Source organism: Saccharopolyspora halophila (assembly GCF_039531955.1).
GTDB classification, from domain to species: Bacteria; Actinomycetota; Actinomycetes; order Mycobacteriales; family Pseudonocardiaceae; genus Saccharopolyspora; species Saccharopolyspora halophila.
Genome location: NZ_BAAARA010000008.1, coordinates 79,907 through 97,745, shown reverse-complemented (window position 1 = coordinate 97,745; position 17,839 = coordinate 79,907). Strand labels below are relative to the sequence as shown.

14 protein-coding genes and 3 tRNA genes are annotated in these 17,839 nt (G+C 69.2%); 12 read left to right on the top strand and 5 right to left on the bottom strand.

Annotated elements, in window-relative coordinates; translation table 11 throughout:
• The first annotated feature begins 120 nt into the window (after nucleotides 1-120).
• Together cimA and ABD289_RS12985 are read left to right on the top strand one after the other, a co-directional pair.
• Entirely contained in the window at nucleotides 121-1,743 is a 1,623-nt protein-coding gene (gene cimA / locus ABD289_RS12990) for a citramalate synthase (protein WP_344130851.1), read from the top strand.
• Nucleotides 1,744-1,852: 109 nt separating this feature from the next.
• Nucleotides 1,853-2,635: a fumarylacetoacetate hydrolase family protein gene (locus ABD289_RS12985; protein WP_344130848.1), complete on the top strand. Its 783-nt coding sequence runs from the start codon at nucleotides 1,853-1,855 to the stop codon at nucleotides 2,633-2,635.
• Nucleotides 2,636-2,848: 213 nt separating this feature from the next.
• Here the strand turns inward: ABD289_RS12985 and ABD289_RS12980 are convergent, their stop codons facing one another.
• Nucleotides 2,849-4,090 (bottom strand): FAD-dependent oxidoreductase, encoded by a 1,242-nt coding sequence (locus ABD289_RS12980; protein ID WP_344130845.1) that lies wholly within the window; start codon nucleotides 4,088-4,090, stop codon nucleotides 2,849-2,851.
• A gap of 103 nt (nucleotides 4,091-4,193) precedes the next feature.
• Between ABD289_RS12980 and gltX the strand changes: the two genes are divergently transcribed.
• The 5 genes from gltX (at nucleotide 4,194) to ABD289_RS12955 (ending at nucleotide 7,345) form a co-directional block, all read left to right on the top strand.
• Nucleotides 4,194-5,699: a glutamate--tRNA ligase gene (gene gltX / locus ABD289_RS12975; protein WP_344130842.1), complete on the top strand. Its 1,506-nt coding sequence runs from the start codon at nucleotides 4,194-4,196 to the stop codon at nucleotides 5,697-5,699.
• A gap of 148 nt (nucleotides 5,700-5,847) precedes the next feature.
• A complete protein-coding gene (locus ABD289_RS12970) occupies nucleotides 5,848-6,609 on the top strand; it encodes an HAD family hydrolase (RefSeq protein WP_344130839.1) in 762 nt (253 codons plus the stop codon).
• A 148-nt stretch (nucleotides 6,610-6,757) separates the two neighbouring features.
• A tRNA-Gln gene (locus tag ABD289_RS12965) sits at nucleotides 6,758-6,829 on the top strand.
• 32 nt (nucleotides 6,830-6,861) lie between these two features.
• A tRNA-Glu gene (locus ABD289_RS12960) sits at nucleotides 6,862-6,934 on the top strand.
• 335 nt (nucleotides 6,935-7,269) lie between these two features.
• Nucleotides 7,270-7,345: transfer RNA gene (locus ABD289_RS12955), tRNA-Glu, on the top strand.
• A gap of 262 nt (nucleotides 7,346-7,607) precedes the next feature.
• Here the strand turns inward: ABD289_RS12955 and ABD289_RS12950 are convergent.
• Nucleotides 7,608-8,309, bottom strand: a complete 702-nt coding sequence (locus ABD289_RS12950; protein ID WP_344130836.1) for an IclR family transcriptional regulator — start codon at nucleotides 8,307-8,309, stop codon at nucleotides 7,608-7,610.
• A gap of 89 nt (nucleotides 8,310-8,398) precedes the next feature.
• Between ABD289_RS12950 and leuC the strand changes: the two genes are divergently transcribed.
• The 3 genes from leuC to ABD289_RS12935 all read left to right on the top strand — a co-directional run bounded on the left by leuC (nucleotide 8,399) and on the right by ABD289_RS12935 (nucleotide 11,463).
• Complete coding sequence (leuC, locus tag ABD289_RS12945; protein WP_344130833.1) at nucleotides 8,399-9,802, top strand: 3-isopropylmalate dehydratase large subunit; 1,404 nt, start codon at nucleotides 8,399-8,401, stop codon at nucleotides 9,800-9,802.
• A gap of 24 nt (nucleotides 9,803-9,826) precedes the next feature.
• A complete protein-coding gene (gene leuD, locus ABD289_RS12940; RefSeq protein WP_344130829.1) occupies nucleotides 9,827-10,429 on the top strand; it encodes a 3-isopropylmalate dehydratase small subunit in 603 nt (200 codons plus the stop codon).
• A gap of 233 nt (nucleotides 10,430-10,662) precedes the next feature.
• Nucleotides 10,663-11,463 carry an HU family DNA-binding protein gene (locus ABD289_RS12935; RefSeq protein WP_344130826.1) on the top strand — a complete coding sequence of 267 codons (801 nt, stop codon included), beginning with the start codon at nucleotides 10,663-10,665 and terminating at the stop codon, nucleotides 11,461-11,463.
• 251 nt (nucleotides 11,464-11,714) lie between these two features.
• Here ABD289_RS12935 and ABD289_RS12930 read toward each other — a convergent pair whose 3' ends face one another.
• The 3 genes from ABD289_RS12930 to cofC form a co-directional block, all read right to left on the bottom strand.
• Nucleotides 11,715-12,689 carry an NUDIX hydrolase gene (locus ABD289_RS12930; protein WP_425564668.1) on the bottom strand — a complete coding sequence of 325 codons (975 nt, stop codon included), beginning with the start codon at nucleotides 12,687-12,689 and terminating at the stop codon, nucleotides 11,715-11,717.
• A 34-nt stretch (nucleotides 12,690-12,723) separates the two neighbouring features.
• The gene (locus tag ABD289_RS12925; RefSeq protein WP_344130824.1) at nucleotides 12,724-15,150 is read right to left on the bottom strand and encodes an RNA degradosome polyphosphate kinase; all 2,427 of its coding nucleotides are present in this window, start codon (nucleotides 15,148-15,150) and stop codon (nucleotides 12,724-12,726) included.
• Between the two features lie 181 nt (nucleotides 15,151-15,331).
• The gene (cofC, locus tag ABD289_RS12920) at nucleotides 15,332-15,967 is read right to left on the bottom strand and encodes a 2-phospho-L-lactate guanylyltransferase (protein ID WP_344130822.1); all 636 of its coding nucleotides are present in this window, start codon (nucleotides 15,965-15,967) and stop codon (nucleotides 15,332-15,334) included.
• An 88-nt stretch (nucleotides 15,968-16,055) separates the two neighbouring features.
• On the opposite strand from cofC, the gene ABD289_RS12915 reads away from it, so the two are divergent.
• On the top strand, nucleotides 16,056-16,826 hold the full coding sequence (locus ABD289_RS12915) for a lysophospholipid acyltransferase family protein (protein ID WP_344130819.1): 771 nt from the start codon (nucleotides 16,056-16,058) through the stop codon (nucleotides 16,824-16,826).
• Nucleotides 16,813-17,820 carry an NAD(P)H-dependent glycerol-3-phosphate dehydrogenase gene (locus ABD289_RS12910; protein WP_344130816.1) on the top strand — a complete coding sequence of 336 codons (1,008 nt, stop codon included), beginning with the start codon at nucleotides 16,813-16,815 and terminating at the stop codon, nucleotides 17,818-17,820. The genes ABD289_RS12915 and ABD289_RS12910 overlap by 14 nt, the downstream gene beginning before the upstream one ends.
• Nucleotides 17,821-17,839: the final 19 nt, after the last annotated feature.

The following is a 17,839-nucleotide window of genomic DNA, read 5'->3' as shown; positions in this document are numbered from 1 at the left end:
CGCGTCGGGTGAAGGACTCCGCACCCCGGCGCGCTGACCTCTCGCATCTGGCGGGGGGTCTTTTTTGTGCCCTCGTGCCGCCACGTCCGCTAGCAGCCGAAATCCGACGGGAGAAACCAAGTGACCCGCACCAAGCCGGCCGGTACACCGCTGGGCGACGACTTCCACGTCTTCGACACGACTCTGCGGGACGGTGCGCAGCGCGAGGGCATCGCCTACTCGGTCACCGACAAGCTGGCGGTGGCCCGGCAGCTGGATTCGCTCGGTGTCGGCTTCATCGAGGGCGGCTGGCCCGGCGCGCTGCCCAAGGACACCGAGTTCTTCCAGCGCGCGGCCGCCGGTGAGCTCGCCCTGGAGCACGCGGCTCTGGTCGCCTTCGGCTCGACGCGACGTCCCGGGGCCAAAGTGGACGAAGATCCTCAGGTTTCGGCGCTGCTGGAATCGCGGGCGCCGGTGGTGACCCTGGTGGCCAAATCGGATCGCAGGCACATCGAGAGCGCCTTGCGCACCGATGTGGACGAGAACTGCGCGATGATCGCCGACACGGTGAAGTACCTGGTGGACAACGGACGACGGGTGTTCGTCGACGCCGAGCACTTCTTCGACGGCTACGCGTTCGACCCGGAGACCGCGCTGCGCGTGCTGGAATCCGCCGCGAGCGCGGGGGCCGACGTGGTGGTGCTCTGCGACACCAACGGCGGTCAGCTCCCGCTGCAGCTGGCCGACACGGTCCGCGAGGTCATCGCGCGCACGGGATTGCGCGTGGGGATCCACTGCCAGGACGACACGAGCTGCGCGGTGGCCAACAGCGTCGCCGCGGTGCAGGCCGGAGCCACCCACGTGCAGTGCACCGCCAACGGGTACGGCGAACGCGCGGGCAACGCCGATCTTTTCGCGGTGCTGGGCAATCTCGGTGCCAAGCTGGGGATGCCGGTGCTGCCGGAGGGCAAACTCGCCGAGCTGACCCGCGTTTCGCACGCGCTCGCCGAAATCGCCAATCTGGCGCCGGACACGCACCAGGCCTACGTGGGGCACTCCGCCTTCGCGCACAAGGCGGGCTTGCACGCGAGCGCGATCAAAGTGGACCCGGAGCTCTACAACCACATGGATCCCGCCGAGGTCGGCAACGACATGCGGGTGCTGGTGACCGAGATGGCCGGTCGCGCCAGCCTCGAGCTCAAGGGCGCCGAACTAGGGTTGGACCTCTCGCAGCGCCCCGACGCGGTGGGCGGCGCCGTGCGACGGGTCAAGGAGCTGGAGGCGCACGGCTGGTCCTTCGAGGCCGCCGACGCTTCGCTGGAGCTGCTGCTGCGCCAGGAGATGGCCGACGACGCGCTCGAGACGCCGTTCGAGCTCGACTCCTACCGGGTGGTCCTGGACCGCAGCGCCGACGGGCACGTGGTCGCCGAGGCCACCGTGCGCGTCGGTGTCGGCGGCGAGCGCGAGATCGCCACCGCCGAGGGCAACGGTCCCGTCAACGCCCTCGACGCCGCGCTGCGCAAGGCGCTGGTGCCGCACCTGCCGTGGCTGGAATCGGTGGAACTGGCCGACTACAAGGTGCGCATCCTGGTCGACGAGCCCGGCACCGACGCGGTCACCCGCGTGCTCGTGGAGTCCCGCGACGGCGAGCAGGAGTGGACCACGGTGGGCGTGCACGCCAACATCGTCGAGGCCAGCTGGCTGGCGCTGTGCGACGCGCTGATCTACAAGGCGTTGCGCCGCAACGAGAGCTGCCCGAGCTGATCGCCGGGAGGCCGCCGGACGGGTCCGGTTGCGCCTCCCCGCGCCGCTGATCAGGGCGAGTCCACGTATTGTTATCGCTCGTCCACTGTTGATTCCGGAGGTTAATGCCTTGCGTTTGGCTCGTGTCGCCCACTCCGACGGGGTGTCGTTCGTCGCGCTGGAACCGGATCCGTCCGCGCCGCGGGAGCGGATCGTCGCGGTCGAGATCGACCAGCACCCCTTCGGCGAGCCCACCTACACCGGGCGGAAGTGGCCGATGGCCGACGTCCGGCTGCTCGCGCCGATCCTGCCGACCAAGGCCATCTGCGTCGGCAAGAACTACGCCGACCACGCGCGCGAGATGGGCTCGGAGCCGCCGGAGAACCCGGTGATCTTCATGAAGCCCTCCACCACGATCACCGGCCCGAACTCGCCGATCAAGATGCCCTCGAACTCCGAGCGGGTGGACTTCGAGGGCGAGCTCGCGGCGGTGGTCGGTCAGCCGTGCAAGGACGTCCCGGAGGCCCGGGGCACCGAGGTGCTGCTGGGCTACACCATCGCCAACGACGTCACCGCGCGCGACCACCAGCAGGCCGATGGCCAGTGGACCCGCGCGAAGAGCTACGACACCTTCTGCCCGATGGGTCCGTGGATCGACACGGACTTCGACCCGGCGGACGTCTCGATCCGCACCGACCTGGACGGCGAGGTCAAGCAGGACGCCCGGACCTCCCAGCTGCTGCACGGCGTGGGCGGTCTCGTCTCCTGGGTCTCGCGGATCATGACCCTGCTGCCCGGCGATGTCATCCTCACCGGCACCCCGGCGGGCGTGGGGCCGATGCAGGACGGCCAGAAGGTCACGGTCTCCGTCGACGGCCTCGGCGCGCTGACCAACCCGGTCCAGCAGGCCTGACTCCCGGCGGCGGTGCGGGGCGCCAGGGCGCGGCCCGCGGCTGCCGTCGATCGACTCCCGTCGCGGCGGGCGGTTCCCGGCGAACCGCCCGCCGCTTCGTTCTCCAACGGGCGTTGCGGTGCGCGGCGGCGCTGCGTCGGCCGTGCGCGGTCGCGCATCCCGGCGGCGTCCGAGGTTCCGCTATCCGCGCCGCCACGCGGACTGGAACATCTCCTAGGCCCGTTCCTCGGCGAGGGCCGTTCTGGGCGGACGCTCGCGGACCGCCCCGTAGGCGAGCACGTACGGGGGAAACCGGCGCAGGAACGGCAACCGGTTGACGAGCCGGACGGGCAGCGGCAGCTGAGCGGAACGACCGAAGTCGATCTCGCCGCGCAGCGCCGGATCGACCACGTTGTCGTGGACGATCCGCTGGAGCCGCTGCATCAGCGCGGTCGTCGGCCAGCGGCGCCATTGGATCGACGCGACGTGCCTGCGGCGCAGCCGGCCCCGGCGCAGCGGTTCGGCGAGGTGACGGGCGGCGGCCACCGCGTCCTGCACGGCGAGGTTGATGCCGATGCCGCCCACCGGCGACATCGCGTGCGCGGCGTCGCCGATGCACAGCAGTCCCGGCGCGTGCCACTTGCGCAGCCGATCCAGCGTCACGTGCAGCACCCGCACGTCGTCCCAGCTCGGAACCAGTTCGCGTCCCGCCAGCCACGGCACCTGCCGCACCAGCGCGGAGTTGAACTCCGCGATCGGGCGCTCGCGCTCGGACTTGTCGCTGTCCTTCTCGATGACCGCGGCCATCTGGAAGTAATCGCCCCGGTCGATCTGCACCAGGAACCTGCCGTCGCGGATGGAGCCGATCGCGCCCGAAGGATCCTGCGGTTCGCGGGGCACCTGGAACCACTGCACGTCCATCGGGGTGGGGAAGTCCCGCAGGCCGAGCTCCGGCAGGTCGCGAGCGAAGGACTTCCGCCCGTCGCAGGCGACGGTGATGGTCGAGCGCAGCTCGCCGCGCTCGCCGCTGGAGGTGCGGTAGCGGACCCCGTTGACCCGGCCGTTCTCCCGGATCAGCTCGGTGGCCTCGGTGTTCATCCGCAGCGTGAAGGTCGGTTCCGCCTCGCCCGCCTCGGCGAGCATGTCCAGCAGGTCCCACTGCGGGACCATCGCGATGTAGTTGTACTTGATCGACAGCTTGGTGAAGTCCCCCATGGTGAACAGCTCGCCGTCGGGGCCCAACGGCAGCTGCACCTTGTCCAGGCGCCGCTGCGGCAGCTCGGCGAACCGCTCGGCCAGCCCGAGATCGTCGAGCAGCTGGAGCGTCGTGGGATGCACCGTGTCACCGCGGAAGTCGCGCAGGAAGTCGCCGTGCTTCTCCAGCACCGTCACTTCGACGCCGGACCTGGCCAGCAGCAACCCCAGCACCATGCCGGCGGGACCGCCGCCGACGACGAGGCACGTGGTCCGCTCCATCGCGATCCCCTCCAGTTTTCAACGGTTGTTGAATAATTTCAGCATGCACCTGCCGGATGCGGCCGTCAAGGCTCGGGCGGCAGTGGCTAGGCTTGAATCCGTTATGAGCACGCCAGCCAGCGAAGACGCAGCCAAGGAAGTGGCGAACCGGCCCGTTCGTGCCCGGTTCTGCCCATCGCCGACCGGAACGCCGCACGTCGGCCTGATCCGAACCGCCCTCTACAACTGGGCGTTCGCCCGGCACAACAAGGGCAAACTGGTGTTCCGCATCGAGGACACCGACGCCGCCCGCGACAGCGAGGAGTCCTACGAGGCGCTGCTCGACGCGCTGCGCTGGCTGGGGCTCGACTGGGACGAAGGCCCGGAGGCCGGCGGGGAGTACGGCCCCTACCGGCAGAGCGAGCGCCGCGACATCTACGCCGACATCGCCAGGCGCCTGCTGGAAGCCGGTGAGCTCTACGAGGCGTACTCCACCGCCGCCGAGGTCGAGGAGCGGCACAAGGCCGCGGGGCGCGACCCCAAGCTGGGTTACGACAACTTCGACCGCGACCTCACCGACGAGCAGCGCGAGGCCTTCCGCTCCGAGGGCCGCGCCCCGGTGCTCCGGCTGAAGATGCCCGACCGCGACATCACCTTCACCGACCTGGTGCGCGGGGAGATCAGCTTTCCGGCGGGCAGCATCCCGGACCCGGTCCTGGTGCGCGGCAACGGCGACGCGCTCTACACCCTGACCAACCCGGTCGACGACGCGCTGATGCAGATCACCCACGTGCTGCGCGGTGAGGACCTGTTGGCCTCCACGCCGCGCCAGATCGCGCTCTACGAGGCGTTGCAGCGCATCGGCGTCACCGAGTTCACGCCCGAGTTCGGCCACCTGCCGTTCGTGATGGGCGAGGGCAACAAGAAGCTGTCCAAGCGGGACCCGCAGTCCAACGTGTTCCACCACCGCGCCCGCGGTTTCCTGCCTGAGGGCCTGCTCAACTACCTGGCGCTGCTGGGCTGGTCGATCGCCGAGGACCGCGACGTGTTCGGCATCGACGAGATGGTCGAGAACTTCGACATCACCCGGGTGAGCTCCAACCCCGCCCGCTTCGACCAGAAGAAGGCCGACGCGATCAACTCCGCGCACCTGCGCGCGCTGGCGCCGGACGACTTCGTCGAGCGGATCGTGCCCTACCTGATCGAGGGGGAGGTGCTGCCCGCCGAGCCGACCGAGGAGCAGCTGGCGACGGTGCGCAACGCCGCGCCGCTGGTGCAGGAGCGGCTGATCGTGCTCTCCGACGCGGTGGGCATGATGGGCTTCCTGTTCGCGGGCGACTCCTTCCAGCCGGAGCAGGCGTCCGCGGAGAAGGCCCTCGGGGAGGACGCGGCGCCGGTGCTGGACGCCGCCATCGCCGCCCTCGAAGAGCTTCCCGAGTGGACCACGCAGGCCATCGAGGAGGCGCTGAAGGCCGCGGTCGTGGACGGTCTGGGCATCAAGCCTCGCAAGGCCTTCGCACCGGTTCGGGTGGCTGTGACCGGCCGCACGGTTTCGCCGCCGCTGTACGAGTCGATGGAACTGCTCGGTCGCGAGGTCTCCCTCGCTCGGCTGCGCAACGCGCGAGGCTGAGCATCCCGGGCCGGTCCTGAAAGCGACCTACGGGCCCTTTGTGAAGACGCACGAAAGCGGGATCCGGTTGCATCGGATCCCGCTTTCGTCACAAGGATCACCGTGTTGGACGAGTCGGACGCGATGTGTCAGCGCCTAGCCTCGCGGAGTGACATTCGCGCTTGACCCTTCCCCCGCTCCCGCGCCTGCCGGCATCAAGGCGGTCTGCCTCGACCTGGACGAAACGCTGTTGGACGTGGAGCACGCCTCGCGCAGCGCCTTGCGGGAGCTCGTCGGCACCGATCGCGCCTGGCCCGTCTGGCAGCGCATCACCGACCAGCACTACGCGCGCTACGTCACCGACGAGATCGGCTTCGACGCCATGTGCGTCGAACGCACCAAGGCCTTCTTCGCGGCCTTCGGCGAGTCGCTCGACGACGCCGAAGCGGCCTGTCGCGAATCGCTCCGGATGGCGGCCATGCAGCGCTCCTGGAGGCTGTTCGACGACGTCCGCCCGTGCCTCGACTGGCTCGCCGCCACCGGGCTCCGGCTCGCGGTGGTCACCAACGCTCCGGGTGGTTACCAGCGCAAGAAGATCAGCGCCGTGGGCCTGGCCGCGGACTTCGACGCCGTGGTCGTCTCCGGCGAGGTGGGCGTCGCCAAACCGGACCCGCGCATCTTCCGCACCGCCTGCGAGCGGCTCGGGTTGCGTCCGGACGAGGTGGCTCACGTCGGCGACCGCCTCGGCACCGACGCGCGCGGCGCCAGCCGGGCGGGCCTGCACGGGATCTGGCTCAACCGGCACCGCGAGGAGTGCGAGAGCGCGGGAGTGCCCGCCATCACCGACCTCGACGAGCTCCCGGAACTCCTGGTCGCCGATCTCGTGCTTGGCACGGCTATGGAGCCGGACCGCCTGACTCCGGCTCGGTAGCCGTGTCACCTGGGACGATCGCAAAACCGACCCCCCGTTAACGGGGGTCTCGGCCGGTGGTTTAATATATTTGTCAACGGCGCAGACAGCGATCGGGAATCCGAACTCCCGGAGATCGGATCAACGGAAAGCTGGATGGTCGGCACCATGGGGTATGGTGTAATCGGCAGCACGACTGATTCTGGTTCAGTTAGTCTAGGTTCGAGTCCTGGTACCCCAGCGAGAGAGGCACTCCGGTGATCTCTCAACCCTGGTCCCGTCGTCTAGAGGCCTAGGACGCCGCCCTCTCAAGGCGGTAACGTGGGTTCGAATCCCATCGGGACTACAAGACCAAGAGCCCTTGTTCGCGGAATCCGCGGGCAAGGGCTCTTTTCGTGTTCGCGGTGGGGGAGCGCAGCTCCCGAGGCGCTGCGGTGCGGGGCGCGGCCGCCTGGCAGCGGTGCTCGGGGGCGAATTGCCCGTGCGATTGGCGGTCCTGCCGGGCTGATTCGATTCTTCCCGAGCAATTGTTGTTGGCGTCACATTGGTTCGGATTGGCGCGCGGCCCAGCAGGGAGATCGGTTCCATTCGATGAATCCGCTGGTCATTGCGGAGATGTCCCGGAAGCGGGGGTGGCTTTTTCGCGGGCGTCGATCGTGTGTATAGTTGTTCCCGTCGCGCGGTCCCGTCGTCTAGAGGCCTAGGACGCCGCCCTCTCAAGGCGGTAACGTGGGTTCGAATCCCATCGGGACTACCAATGCGAAGAGCCCGACCTGTTCCGGCAGGTCGGGCTCTTCGCATTTCGGCCTGGTGCCGCCCGGTCTTCACCGGCTCGCGGTGGGGAGCTGGTGCGGCGCGGGGTCGCTCGGCGGTGCGGGTGGGGTCCTTCGCGGGTTCCGCGCGTCGTTCTGGAATCGGTGCGCGGCGCCCCGGCGCACTCGCCGCGAAGCCGCCGGACGACCCGCGGCGGCGGGCCCGGTCGCGGGTCGCAGCGGCGGTCCGCCGTGCTCCCGATCCGCTCAGAGCCGGTTCTGCAGGCCTTCGGCCGCCGCCAGCAGGTCCGCCGCCCAGCGGGCCCCCGGCCTGCGTCCCATCCGATCGATGGGTCCGGAGACCGAGATGGCCGCCACGACCTGACCTTGGGTGTCGCGCACCGGTGCCGAGACGCTCGCCACGCCGGCCTCCCGCTCGGCGACCGACTGGGCCCAGCCGCGGCGACGGACCTCCATGAGCGTGCGCTCGCCGAAGACGGCCTCGGCCAGCACCGCGCGCTGCGTCGCCGCGTCCGCCCAGGCGGCGAGGACCTTGGCGCCCGAACCCGCCGTCATGGAGAGCGCCGTGCCCACCGGGACCGTGTCCCGCAGGCCGCTCGGTGGTTCCGCGGTCGAGATGCACAGGCGCTGCATGCCGTCCCTGCGGTAGAGCTGGACGCTCTCGCCGGTGACGTCGCGGAGCTTGGGAAGCACCGAGGACGCCGCTTCCAGCAGCGGATCGACCGCTCCGCCCGCCAGTTCGGCCAGTGCCGCGCCCGGGCGCCAGCGACCGTCCGAGCCGCGGCGCAACATGCGGTGCGCCTCCAGGCCCACGGCCAGCCGGTGCGCCGTTGCCCTGGGCAGTTCGGTGCGCGCGCACAGTTCTGCCAAGCCGCAGGGCTCGGTCGCGACCGCCTGCAGTACGGCCACTGCCTTGTCCAGTACTCCGATGCCGCTATGCTGTCCCACGTACCGATACTAACTTCCCGATATCTGGGAAGTCCACTCTGTGGGAGAGACCCGGCCGCCGGGTCTTGCGCGCTCGACTGGGAGCAGTGATGGGAAAAACGCTCGCGGAGAAGGTTTGGGACGCGCACATCGTGCGCCACGGTGAGGGGCACGAGCCCGACCTGCTCTACATCGATCTCCACCTGGTGCACGAGGTGACCAGCCCGCAGGCCTTCGAGGGCCTGCGCTTGGCCGGGCGCGAGGTGCGCCGGCCCGACCTGACGATCGCCACCGAGGACCACAACGTGCCCACCACGGGCGTGGACCTGCCCATCGCGGATCCCGTGTCGCGGACTCAGGTCGAGACGCTGCGGAAGAACTGCGCGGAGTTCGGCGTTCGGCTGCACCCGATGGGCGACGCCGAGCAGGGCATCGTGCACGTCGTCGGTCCGCAGCTGGGGCTGACCCAGCCCGGCACCACCGTCGTCTGCGGCGACAGCCACACCTCGACGCACGGCGCCTTCGGCGCGCTGGCCTTCGGCATCGGCACTTCCGAGGTCGAGCACGTGCTGGCGACCCAGACGCTTCCGCTGCGCCCGTTCAAGACGATGGCCGTCAACATCGAGGGCACGTTGCGCCCGGGTGTGACGAGCAAGGACGTCATCCTCGCGGTCATCGCCAAGATCGGTACCGGCGGCGGACAGGGCTACGTGCTCGAGTACCGCGGCGAGGCCATGCGCCAGCTTTCCATGGAAGCGCGCATGACCATCTGCAACATGTCCATCGAAGCGGGTGCCCGCGCGGGCATGATCGCCCCGGACGAAACGACTTTCGAGTACCTGACGGGCAGGCCGCACGCCCCGCGGGACGCGGACTGGGACGCCGCCGTCGAGTACTGGAAGACGCTGCGCACCGACGACGACGCGGAGTTCGACAAGGAAGTCACGATCAACGCCGACGAACTCACCCCGTTCGTCACCTGGGGCACCAACCCGGGGCAGGGCCTGCCGCTGGGGGAGCGGATCCCGGATCCGGCCGACATCGCCGACGAGGCCGAGCGCTACGCCACCGAGAAGGCCCTGTCCTACATGGGCCTGGAAGCGGGCGTCCCGCTGCGCGAGGTGTCCGTGGACACGGTGTTCCTGGGCTCCTGCACCAACGGCCGGCTCGAGGACCTGCGGGCCGCTGCGGACGTTCTCAAGGGCCGCAAGGTCGCCCAGGACACCCGGATGCTCGTGGTCCCCGGTTCCATGAAGGTCCGCCTGCAAGCGGAGAGCGAGGGCCTGCACGAGATTTTCACCGCCGCGGGCGCGGAATGGCGTTCGGCCGGTTGTTCGATGTGTCTGGGCATGAACCCGGATCAGCTCAGCGCCGGGGAGCGCAGCGCTTCGACCTCCAACCGCAACTTCGAGGGCAGGCAGGGCAAGGGTGGTCGCACCCACCTGGTTTCGCCGCTGGTGGCCGCCGCCACCGCCGTGCGCGGAACGCTGTCCTCGCCCGAAGACCTCGACTGACGAGCCCACCACCAGGAGCAGACGATGGAACCGTTCAAGACGCACACCGGGGTCGGCGTCCCGCTGCGCCGGTCCAACGTGGACACCGACCAGATCATCCCCGCCGTCTACCTCAAGCGGGTCGCGCGCACCGGCTTCGAGGACGCGCTGTTCTCGGCCTGGCGCGGCGATGAGAGCTTCATCCTCAATCAGGAACCCTTCAAGAACGGCAGCGTGCTGGTGGCCGGGCCGGACTTCGGCACCGGTTCCTCCCGCGAGCACGCCGTGTGGGCGCTGAAGGACTACGGCTTCCGAGTGGTCATCTCGAGCCGTTTCGCCGATATCTTTCGCGGCAATTCGGGCAAGCAGGGGCTGCTGGCCGCCGAGTGCGAGCAGTCCGATGTGGAACTGCTTTGGAAGGTTCTGGAGAACGATCCGGGAACCTCGGTGACGGTCGACCTGGAGCAACGCACCGTGCACGCCAAGGACCTCACCGTGCCGTTCAGCATCGACGAGTACACCGCTTGGCGGTTGCTGGAAGGCCTCGACGACATCGGTCTCACCATGCGCCACGCCGAGACGATCGACACTTTTGAGGCCGGCAGGCCAACTTTCAAGCCCGCCACCCTGCCCGCCCCGCAGCACTGAGGCGAACTCGATCACGGAGCGGGTTTTTCCTTGTCATGCAAGGGAAAACCCGCTCCTCCGGGTACAACTGAACAGTCCCCGCGAGCACTGCGCGGACCCCGTTGCGAGCCCTCGAATGCCTACGCCCCAACGAAAATTGGAGGCGTGGCGAATGGCATTTGTTTCTCTGGGGCTTTACCGTTGACTTTGAGTCGGCCCAACGGGGCCGTTGTTGTGTCCTGGGAGGGACTGAAGTGAACAAGGCCCAACTTATCGAGGCTCTGGCAGACCGCATCGGCGACAAGAAGACCGCCAGCCAGGCCGTTGAAAGCATGGTTGACATCATCGTCCGGAACGTGAACAAGGGCGAGAAGGTCAACATCACCGGCTTCGGCGTTTTCGAGAAGCGCGCTCGCGCGGCCCGAGTGGCGCGCAATCCGCGCACCGGCGAGAGCGTGAAGGTCAAGAAGACCAACGTCCCGGCGTTCCGCGCCGGGACCCAGTTCAAGGAAGTCGTGGGCGGACAGCGCAAGCTCCCCCGCGTTTCCACGAGCAAGGCGGCGACCACCCGCGGCCTGACCACTCGCAACGCCTCGGCTTCGAAGACCACCACGACGACCAAGGCCTCCACCGCGAAGGCGTCGACGTCCAAGGCGAGCACCAGCAAGGCCTCGACCGCGAAGGCCTCGACGGCCAAGGCCAGCACCGCCAAGGCCCCCGCCGCCAAGAAGGCGACGACCACCAGCAAGGCCTCCACGGCCAAGGCTTCGACCTCGAAGGCCTCGACCGCGAAGGCCAGCACCGCCAAGGCCCCCGCCGCCAAGAAGGCGACGACCACCAGCAAGGCCTCGACGACCAAGTCCACCCCGGCCAAGGCTTCGACCTCGAAGGCCTCGACCACCAAGTCGGCCTCGACCGCCAAGAAGGCGTCGACCACGAGCAAGGCCTCCACGGCCAAGGCTTCGACCGCGAAGGCCTCGACCGCGAAGGCCAGCACCGCCAAGGCCCCCGCCGCCAAGAAGGCGACGACGACGCGCAAGTCCACCAAGAAGTGATCTCTCGCGCTCACCGCGAGAACCAGTGGGCCGAGCGGGCGGCGTCCTGACCACGTGCTGGGTAGACGCCGCCCGCTCACAGCGCGAAACCTGTTCCGGTGGTCGGTGCGTGACCGCTGGGCGGGTTTGCGGGAGTGCGGCGAAAAGCGCCTGAGTGGCGCGTAGAGCGTCGCGGCCGGCCCATCCCAGCACCGGGCAGGGGTGGCCGCGCCGGCGTTGCTCTGTGGCGCGATCAGCGCCTCGAACCGGGTTTACGGCAGGGGATCGGCCAGATAGTGGGCCGCTGCCAGACGCGCGGTGGGCCCGCTGCCGTTGCCCCCGGCACGTGCGTCCGGGCGGAAGCTCAGGACCCACACGCTGCCCTTGCGGCTGAGCACCTCGTCCAGGTCGAGTCCCGCCGAATCGGCCAGGCGGGTCACCAGGTCCGGGATCACCCCGCCCTGGCTGCACACCACGCTCGTACCGCCTCGTGCGGCGATGTGCAGCAGTGCCCGCACTCCCGCATCCGGATCCGCCGAATAGGACTCCTCGGCGAACAATGCTTCGTTCGTGATCTTGATTCCGAGGTCTTCCGCGGTCGGTGCGACGGTTTGTTCGCAGCGCACTCGAGGCGCGGAATAGACCTCGTCCGGACCGAACAACGGCAACAGTGAATGCAACGCGTCCCGTTGCCGTTCGCCCGATTCGCTAAGCGGACGAAACACGTCATCTCCGGCCCATTCGGATCGTTTACCGGCTTTCGCGTGCCGAACCAGCAAAACGGTCGCGATCTCGGGGAGCGACTCGGCGAATGCGTCGAGCACTCGCCGGTCCTGCGCATAACTCAGCACCTGGTGCGCCTGCTCGACGGGCAGCCAGCGCAGTTCGTCGACTTCGGCATTCGGCGCGAACTCGCCACCGCCGCGCAACTTGGCGGTGAAGTAGTCGACGACCTTGGGCCGCCGACCGGCGGCGTCCGGGACCTCGTAGCTCACCTGCAGCAGCGGGCGCCCGAGCGCGCACGAATACCCGGTCTCCTCCTCGATCTCGCGCACCGCCGCGTGCGCCGCGAGCTCGCCGGGATCGAGCTTTCCCTTGGGCAGCGACCAGTCGTCGTAGCGCGGGCGGTGCACCAGCACCACCTCGGTCCCGTTGCCGCCATCGCGCCACAGCACCGCGCCCGCGGCCCGGATGGGCTGCGCGGGGTCGTCGGTCTCGATCTCGTCGGTCACCGGGTTCTCGGTCAAGCTGAATCTTCCCTGTGCTGCGGAGGCGGTTCTTTCAGGAGAGCTTCGCGCCGTGCAGGCGCAGCATCTCCGCCTGGTGGTCGCGGACCCGTTCGCCGCCACCTTCTTGCGGTGAGGCGTCCCAATCGCCCTTGGCGTTGAGCACCCAGCACCGGGTCGACGGGTGCAGCGCGGAGTCCAGCATCGAGTTCAGCTGGGCGGTGATGCGCGGATCGGTCATCAACACCTGGGTTTCGATGCGGCGATCCAGGTTGCGGTGCATCATGTCAGCACTGCCCAGCCAGTGCTCGTCGATGCCGACGAAGTGGAACACCCGGGAGTGCTCCAGGAAGCGCCCGAGGATCGAACGCACCTCGATGTTCTCGCTGAGACCCTCGACGCCGGCCTTGAGCGCGCAGATGCCGCGCACCACGACCTTCACCGGCACGCCCGCCAGCGAGGCGCGGTAGAGCGCGTCGATGATCTGCTCATCGACCAGCGAGTTCACCTTCATCCGCACGCCGCACGGCATGCCCTGCCGGGCGCGCTCGATCTCGGCCTCGACCCGCTCGACGATGCCGTTGCGGATGCCCTGCGGCGACACCAGGATCCGGCGGTAGTCGCCGTGCCGGGCGTAGCCGGTGAGCACGTTGAACAGGTCCGTGAGGTCCGCGCCGACCTCTGGCGAGGCGGTCAGCACGCCCAGGTCCTCGTAGATGCGCGCGGTCTTGGGGTTGTAGTTGCCGGTTCCCAGGTGGCAGTAGCGGCGGATGGTCGAACCCTCCTGGCGCACCACCAGAGCCGTCTTGCAGTGCGTCTTCAGACCCACCAGGCCGTAGACCACGTGCACGCCGGAACGCTCCAGCGTGCGCGCCCACTGGATGTTGGCCTGCTCGTCGAACCGTGCCTTGAGCTCGACCAGCGCAACCACCTGCTTGCCCGCCTCGGCGGCGTTGATGAGCGCGTTGACGATCGGCGAGTCGCCCGAGGTGCGGTAGAGCGTCTGCTTGATGGCCAGCACGTGCGGGTCGGCGGCGGCCTGCTCGATGAAGCGCTGCACCGAGGTGGAGAACGAGTCGTACGGGTGGTGCACCATCACGTCGCCTTCGCGCAGCGTGGCGAAGATGCTCTTGGAGGTCTGCCCCTCGGCGAAGGCCGGGTGCGTGGCGGGCACGACCGGTGCGTCCTTGAGATCGGGCCGCTGCAGCTTGTCCAGCTGGAACAGGCAGGACAGGTCGAGCAGGCCGCGGACCTCCACCACGTCGTGCGAGTCGACCTCGAGCTCGCGAAGCAGGAGCTCGAGCATGTTCTCGCTCATGGTCTCGGTGACCTCCAGCCGCACCGGCGGTCCGAACCGGCGTCGCGCGAGTTCGCGCTCCATGGCTTGCAGGAGGTCTTCGTCGCGGTCCTCCTCGACCTCCAGGTCCGCGTTGCGGGTGACCCGGAATATGTGGTGCTCGGCCACGCGCATTCCGGGGAACAGCTTGTCCAGGTGCGCGGCGATGAGCTCTTCCAGCGGCAGGAAGGTGGCCAGCTCGTCTTCGCGGTCGGATTCCACCCGGATCAGGCGGGGCACGTTGTCCGGCACCTTGACCCGCGCGAACCGGCGGATCCCGGCGTCCGGGTCGGCGACGGTGACCGCCAGGTTCAGCGACAGGCCCGAGATGTAGGGGAACGGGTGAGCGGGGTCCACGGCCAGCGGTGTGAGCACCGGGAAGATGTGGTCCTCGAAGTAGCGGGCGAGCTTGTCCTGGTCCTCGGTGTTCAGCTCGGCCCACTTGTAGATGCGGATGCCGTTGGCCTCGAGCTCGGGCAGCAGCTCATCGGTGAAGGCCCGGCTGAGCTTCTCCATCAGGTCCTGGTTGCGCGCGGCGATGCGCACCAGCTGCTCGTGCGGGGTGAGTCCGTCCGCGCTGCGCACCGACAGGCCGGTTTCCTCGCGGCGCTTCAGACCCGCGACTCGGACCATGTAGAACTCGTCCAGGTTGGACGCGAAGATCGCCAGGAACTTGGCCCGCTCCAGCGCGGGCTGCGACTGGTCCTCGCCCATGGCCAGCACGCGCGCGTTGAAATCCAGCCAGGACAGTTCCCGGTTGAGGTAGCGGGCCTCCGGCAGATCGGTGGAAGCGGCCGCCCGCGTCACCGCAGGAGGTGCCTGCGGGATCCGCGCTCCGTCGGCGGGGCCCGCGACCTCGGCGGCTTCGGCGGCCTTGCCGTTGGACGCTGAGGTGCGGCGAGCCGAACGCGGTGTCCGGCGGGTTGCTGTGCGGCTGTTGCCCGAGGCGTTCCCCTTGGCGTTCGAGGTCTTGGCCTGAGGTGATTTGGCCTGGTTCGACTTGGCAGCGGTCGATTTGGCCGCGCCGGACCGACCCGTCGACGCGGAGTTGGACTTCGCCTGCGACGTGGAGTTGCCGGGCGAGGCTCGCTTGCTGGACCGCTTCGGGGTCGACCCGTCACTGCTCTCGGTGCTCACGCGGCCCATTGTCGCTCATCAAACCGGTTCAGATCGAGCGCTGGGCGAGTTCACCTCGGCTTCAACTACCTGTCGTCATCGCTGGCGACGCGCAGGAAGGGAACCTTTCGACCATTCGGGGCGCGAGGAAGGTTCCCTTGCCGTTGGTGCCGGGTGAGCAAGGGAACCTTTCTGCGCGAACCCCCTCGCCTCAGCCCAGCTGACGCGCGCTGCGCGGGCCGAGGCCCAGCGCCGCCGCGGCGGCGAGGTCGGCCGTCGTGTCGACGTCGCGGCGCACCGATTCCCACGGCCCGAGCAGAGTTTTCGCCCCGGAACGGGCATGCTCGGCTGCTGAGTCCGCGCCGAAGCGCGGGTCCAGGGGAAGCCGCGGTTCCGCCAGCAGCAGGGTCGTGCCCGCCCCGGGCAGGTCGGGGCAGAACGAGCGATCGGTTCCCGCCGCGTCCAGCACCGCGCCGAGCTCGGCCGGGCGCAGCGCCGGGAGGTCGGCTTGCAGCGCGCCGAGCCGGCGCACACCTCGGGAGCGCAGGAGCGCGTCGCCGTGCCGCAGTGCGGCGTTGAGCCCCGCTCCCGGGACGTCCGGCAGCACCTCGACGCCGATGGCGGTGAGCTCACCGGTCAGGACCGGGTCGGAGGAGACCACGACGACCCCGGAAACACCCGGTGCGCGCCGCGCCGCGGTGACGGTGTCCAGGGCCATCGCCGCGACCAGTTCGATATGTCCGTCCGGTGCGCGATCCGCCAGCAGGCGGGTTTTGGCCAAGTGCAGCGGCTTGAGCGGCACCAGCAGGTGCACGCCGTCGTCCTCGGGGGCGTCGTGGGCGGTCACCAGCCCATCTTGCGGCAAACCTGGGTGCCACGGGTGCCGTGGGATGGGAGTACCTTGACGTGCGCTTGCGACCGAAGAGGGAGTTGCCGTGGCGGAACCGAGAAACCTACGGGGTCAGCGCAGGAATGAGAAGGTATCAGGGCCGGGCAAGTTCTGGCTGGGCCTGGCCCGCTGGGTCTTCTACCCGCTGACCCTGCTGCTGTCGACCGTGCGAGTGCGCGGGCACGAGCGCATCCCCGCCGACGGGCCGGCGCTGATCGTGCTCAACCACGTCTCGCACCTGGATCCGATCTTCGACGCGGTCACCGTGCACCGTTCCAGCCGCGTCCCGCGGTTCATGGCCAAGAGCACGTTGTGGGACCTGCCCCTGGTCAAGAACGTGCTGATCGGCACCGGCCAGATCCCGGTCTACCGGGGCACCGCCGACGCGCAGAAAGCGCTCCAGGCCGCGCACGACGGGTTGAAGAGCGGCAAGGCCATCGTCATCTACCCGGACGGGACCATCACCAAGGACCCGGACGGCTGGCCGATGACGCCGAAGCCGGGGATCGCGCGGCTCGCGCTGACCCACGACATCCCGGTCATCCCCGCCGCCCGCTGGGGCACCCGCGACATCTACGACCACTACAACAAGAAGTTCCGCCCGTTCCCGCGCAAGGCCGTGCACTACTCCTTCGGCGAGCCGCTGGATCTGTCGAAGTACCGCTCGGACAACCCGGACGCCGAGACGCTGCGCCAGGTCTCGCACCTGGCCATGAATCGCGTCAAGGAACTCCTCGGCGAGATCCGCGAGGAGCAGCCGCCCGCGGAGTTCTACTCTCCGGCCCGCAAGCACAAGGGCAAAGATGGCACGGCCTGAGCGGATCGCGGTTCTCGGCGGCGGTTCGTGGGGCACCACCTTCGCGAAGGTGCTGGCCGACGCCGGCAACGACGTGGTGCTGTGGGTGCGGCGCGCCGAGGTCGCCGCCGAGATCAACGAGAGCCGGTACAACAGCGGCTACCTGCCCGGTGTCGAACTGCCGGAGAGGCTGCGCGCCACCGACGACGCCGCCGAGGCGCTGCAGGCCGCCGAGATCGTCGTGCTCGCGGTGCCCAGCCAGTCGCTGCGGGAGAACCTCGCGGGCTGGCAGCCGCTGCTGCCGGAGGACGCGACGCTGGTGAGCCTGTCCAAGGGCGTCGAGCTGTCCACGCTGAAGCGGATGAGCCAGGTCATCGCCGAGGTCGCCGACGTGCCGATGGGCCGGGTCGCCGTCGTCTCGGGCCCGAACCTGGCCAAGGAGATCGCGGCCGAGCAGCCCACCGCCACGGTGGTCGCCTGCCCGGACGAGCCGCGCGCGGTGGCGTTGCAGCAGGCCTGCTCGACCTCGTACTTCCGGCCCTACACCAACACCGACCTGGTCGGCATCGAAATCGCGGGCGCTTGCAAGAACGTCATCGCGCTGGCCTGCGGGATGGCCGTTGGCCTGGGATTCGGGCACAACACGATGTCCTCGCTGATCACCCGCGGGCTGGCGGAGACCACTCGGCTGGGGGTGGCGCTGGGCGCCGATCCGATGAGCTTCGCGGGTCTGGCCGGGCTCGGTGACCTGGTGGCGACGTGCATGTCGCCGCTGTCGCGCAACCGCACCTTCGGGGAGCGCCTCGGGCGAGGGGAGACCTTGGCGCAGGCGCAGGACGCCGCGCACGGGCAGGTCTCCGAAGGTGTGAAGTCGTGCTCCTCGATCCGCGAACTGGCCGCTCGTCATGGCGTGGAGATGCCCATCACCGACGTGGTGTACGGGGTGTGCCACGAGGGGCTCCAGCCGGGGCCCGCGGCGGCGGAGTTGCTGGGGCGCGAGCGTAAACCGGAGTGACTCCGGGTTTGTTTCGAAC

Coding starts and splice junctions, on each gene's coding strand:
- ABD289_RS12980 (WP_344130845.1), bottom strand. CDS start 4,090: ATGGAGCGGACCACGTGCCTCGTCGTCGGCGGCGGTCCCGCCGGCATG.
- gltX (WP_344130842.1), top strand. CDS start 4,194: ATGAGCACGCCAGCCAGCGAAGACGCAGCCAAGGAAGTGGCGAACCGG.
- leuC (WP_344130833.1), top strand. CDS start 8,399: ATGGGAAAAACGCTCGCGGAGAAGGTTTGGGACGCGCACATCGTGCGC.
- leuD (WP_344130829.1), top strand. CDS start 9,827: ATGGAACCGTTCAAGACGCACACCGGGGTCGGCGTCCCGCTGCGCCGG.
- ABD289_RS12925 (WP_344130824.1), bottom strand. CDS start 15,150: ATGGGCCGCGTGAGCACCGAGAGCAGTGACGGGTCGACCCCGAAGCGG.
- ABD289_RS12910 (WP_344130816.1), top strand. CDS start 16,813: ATGGCACGGCCTGAGCGGATCGCGGTTCTCGGCGGCGGTTCGTGGGGC.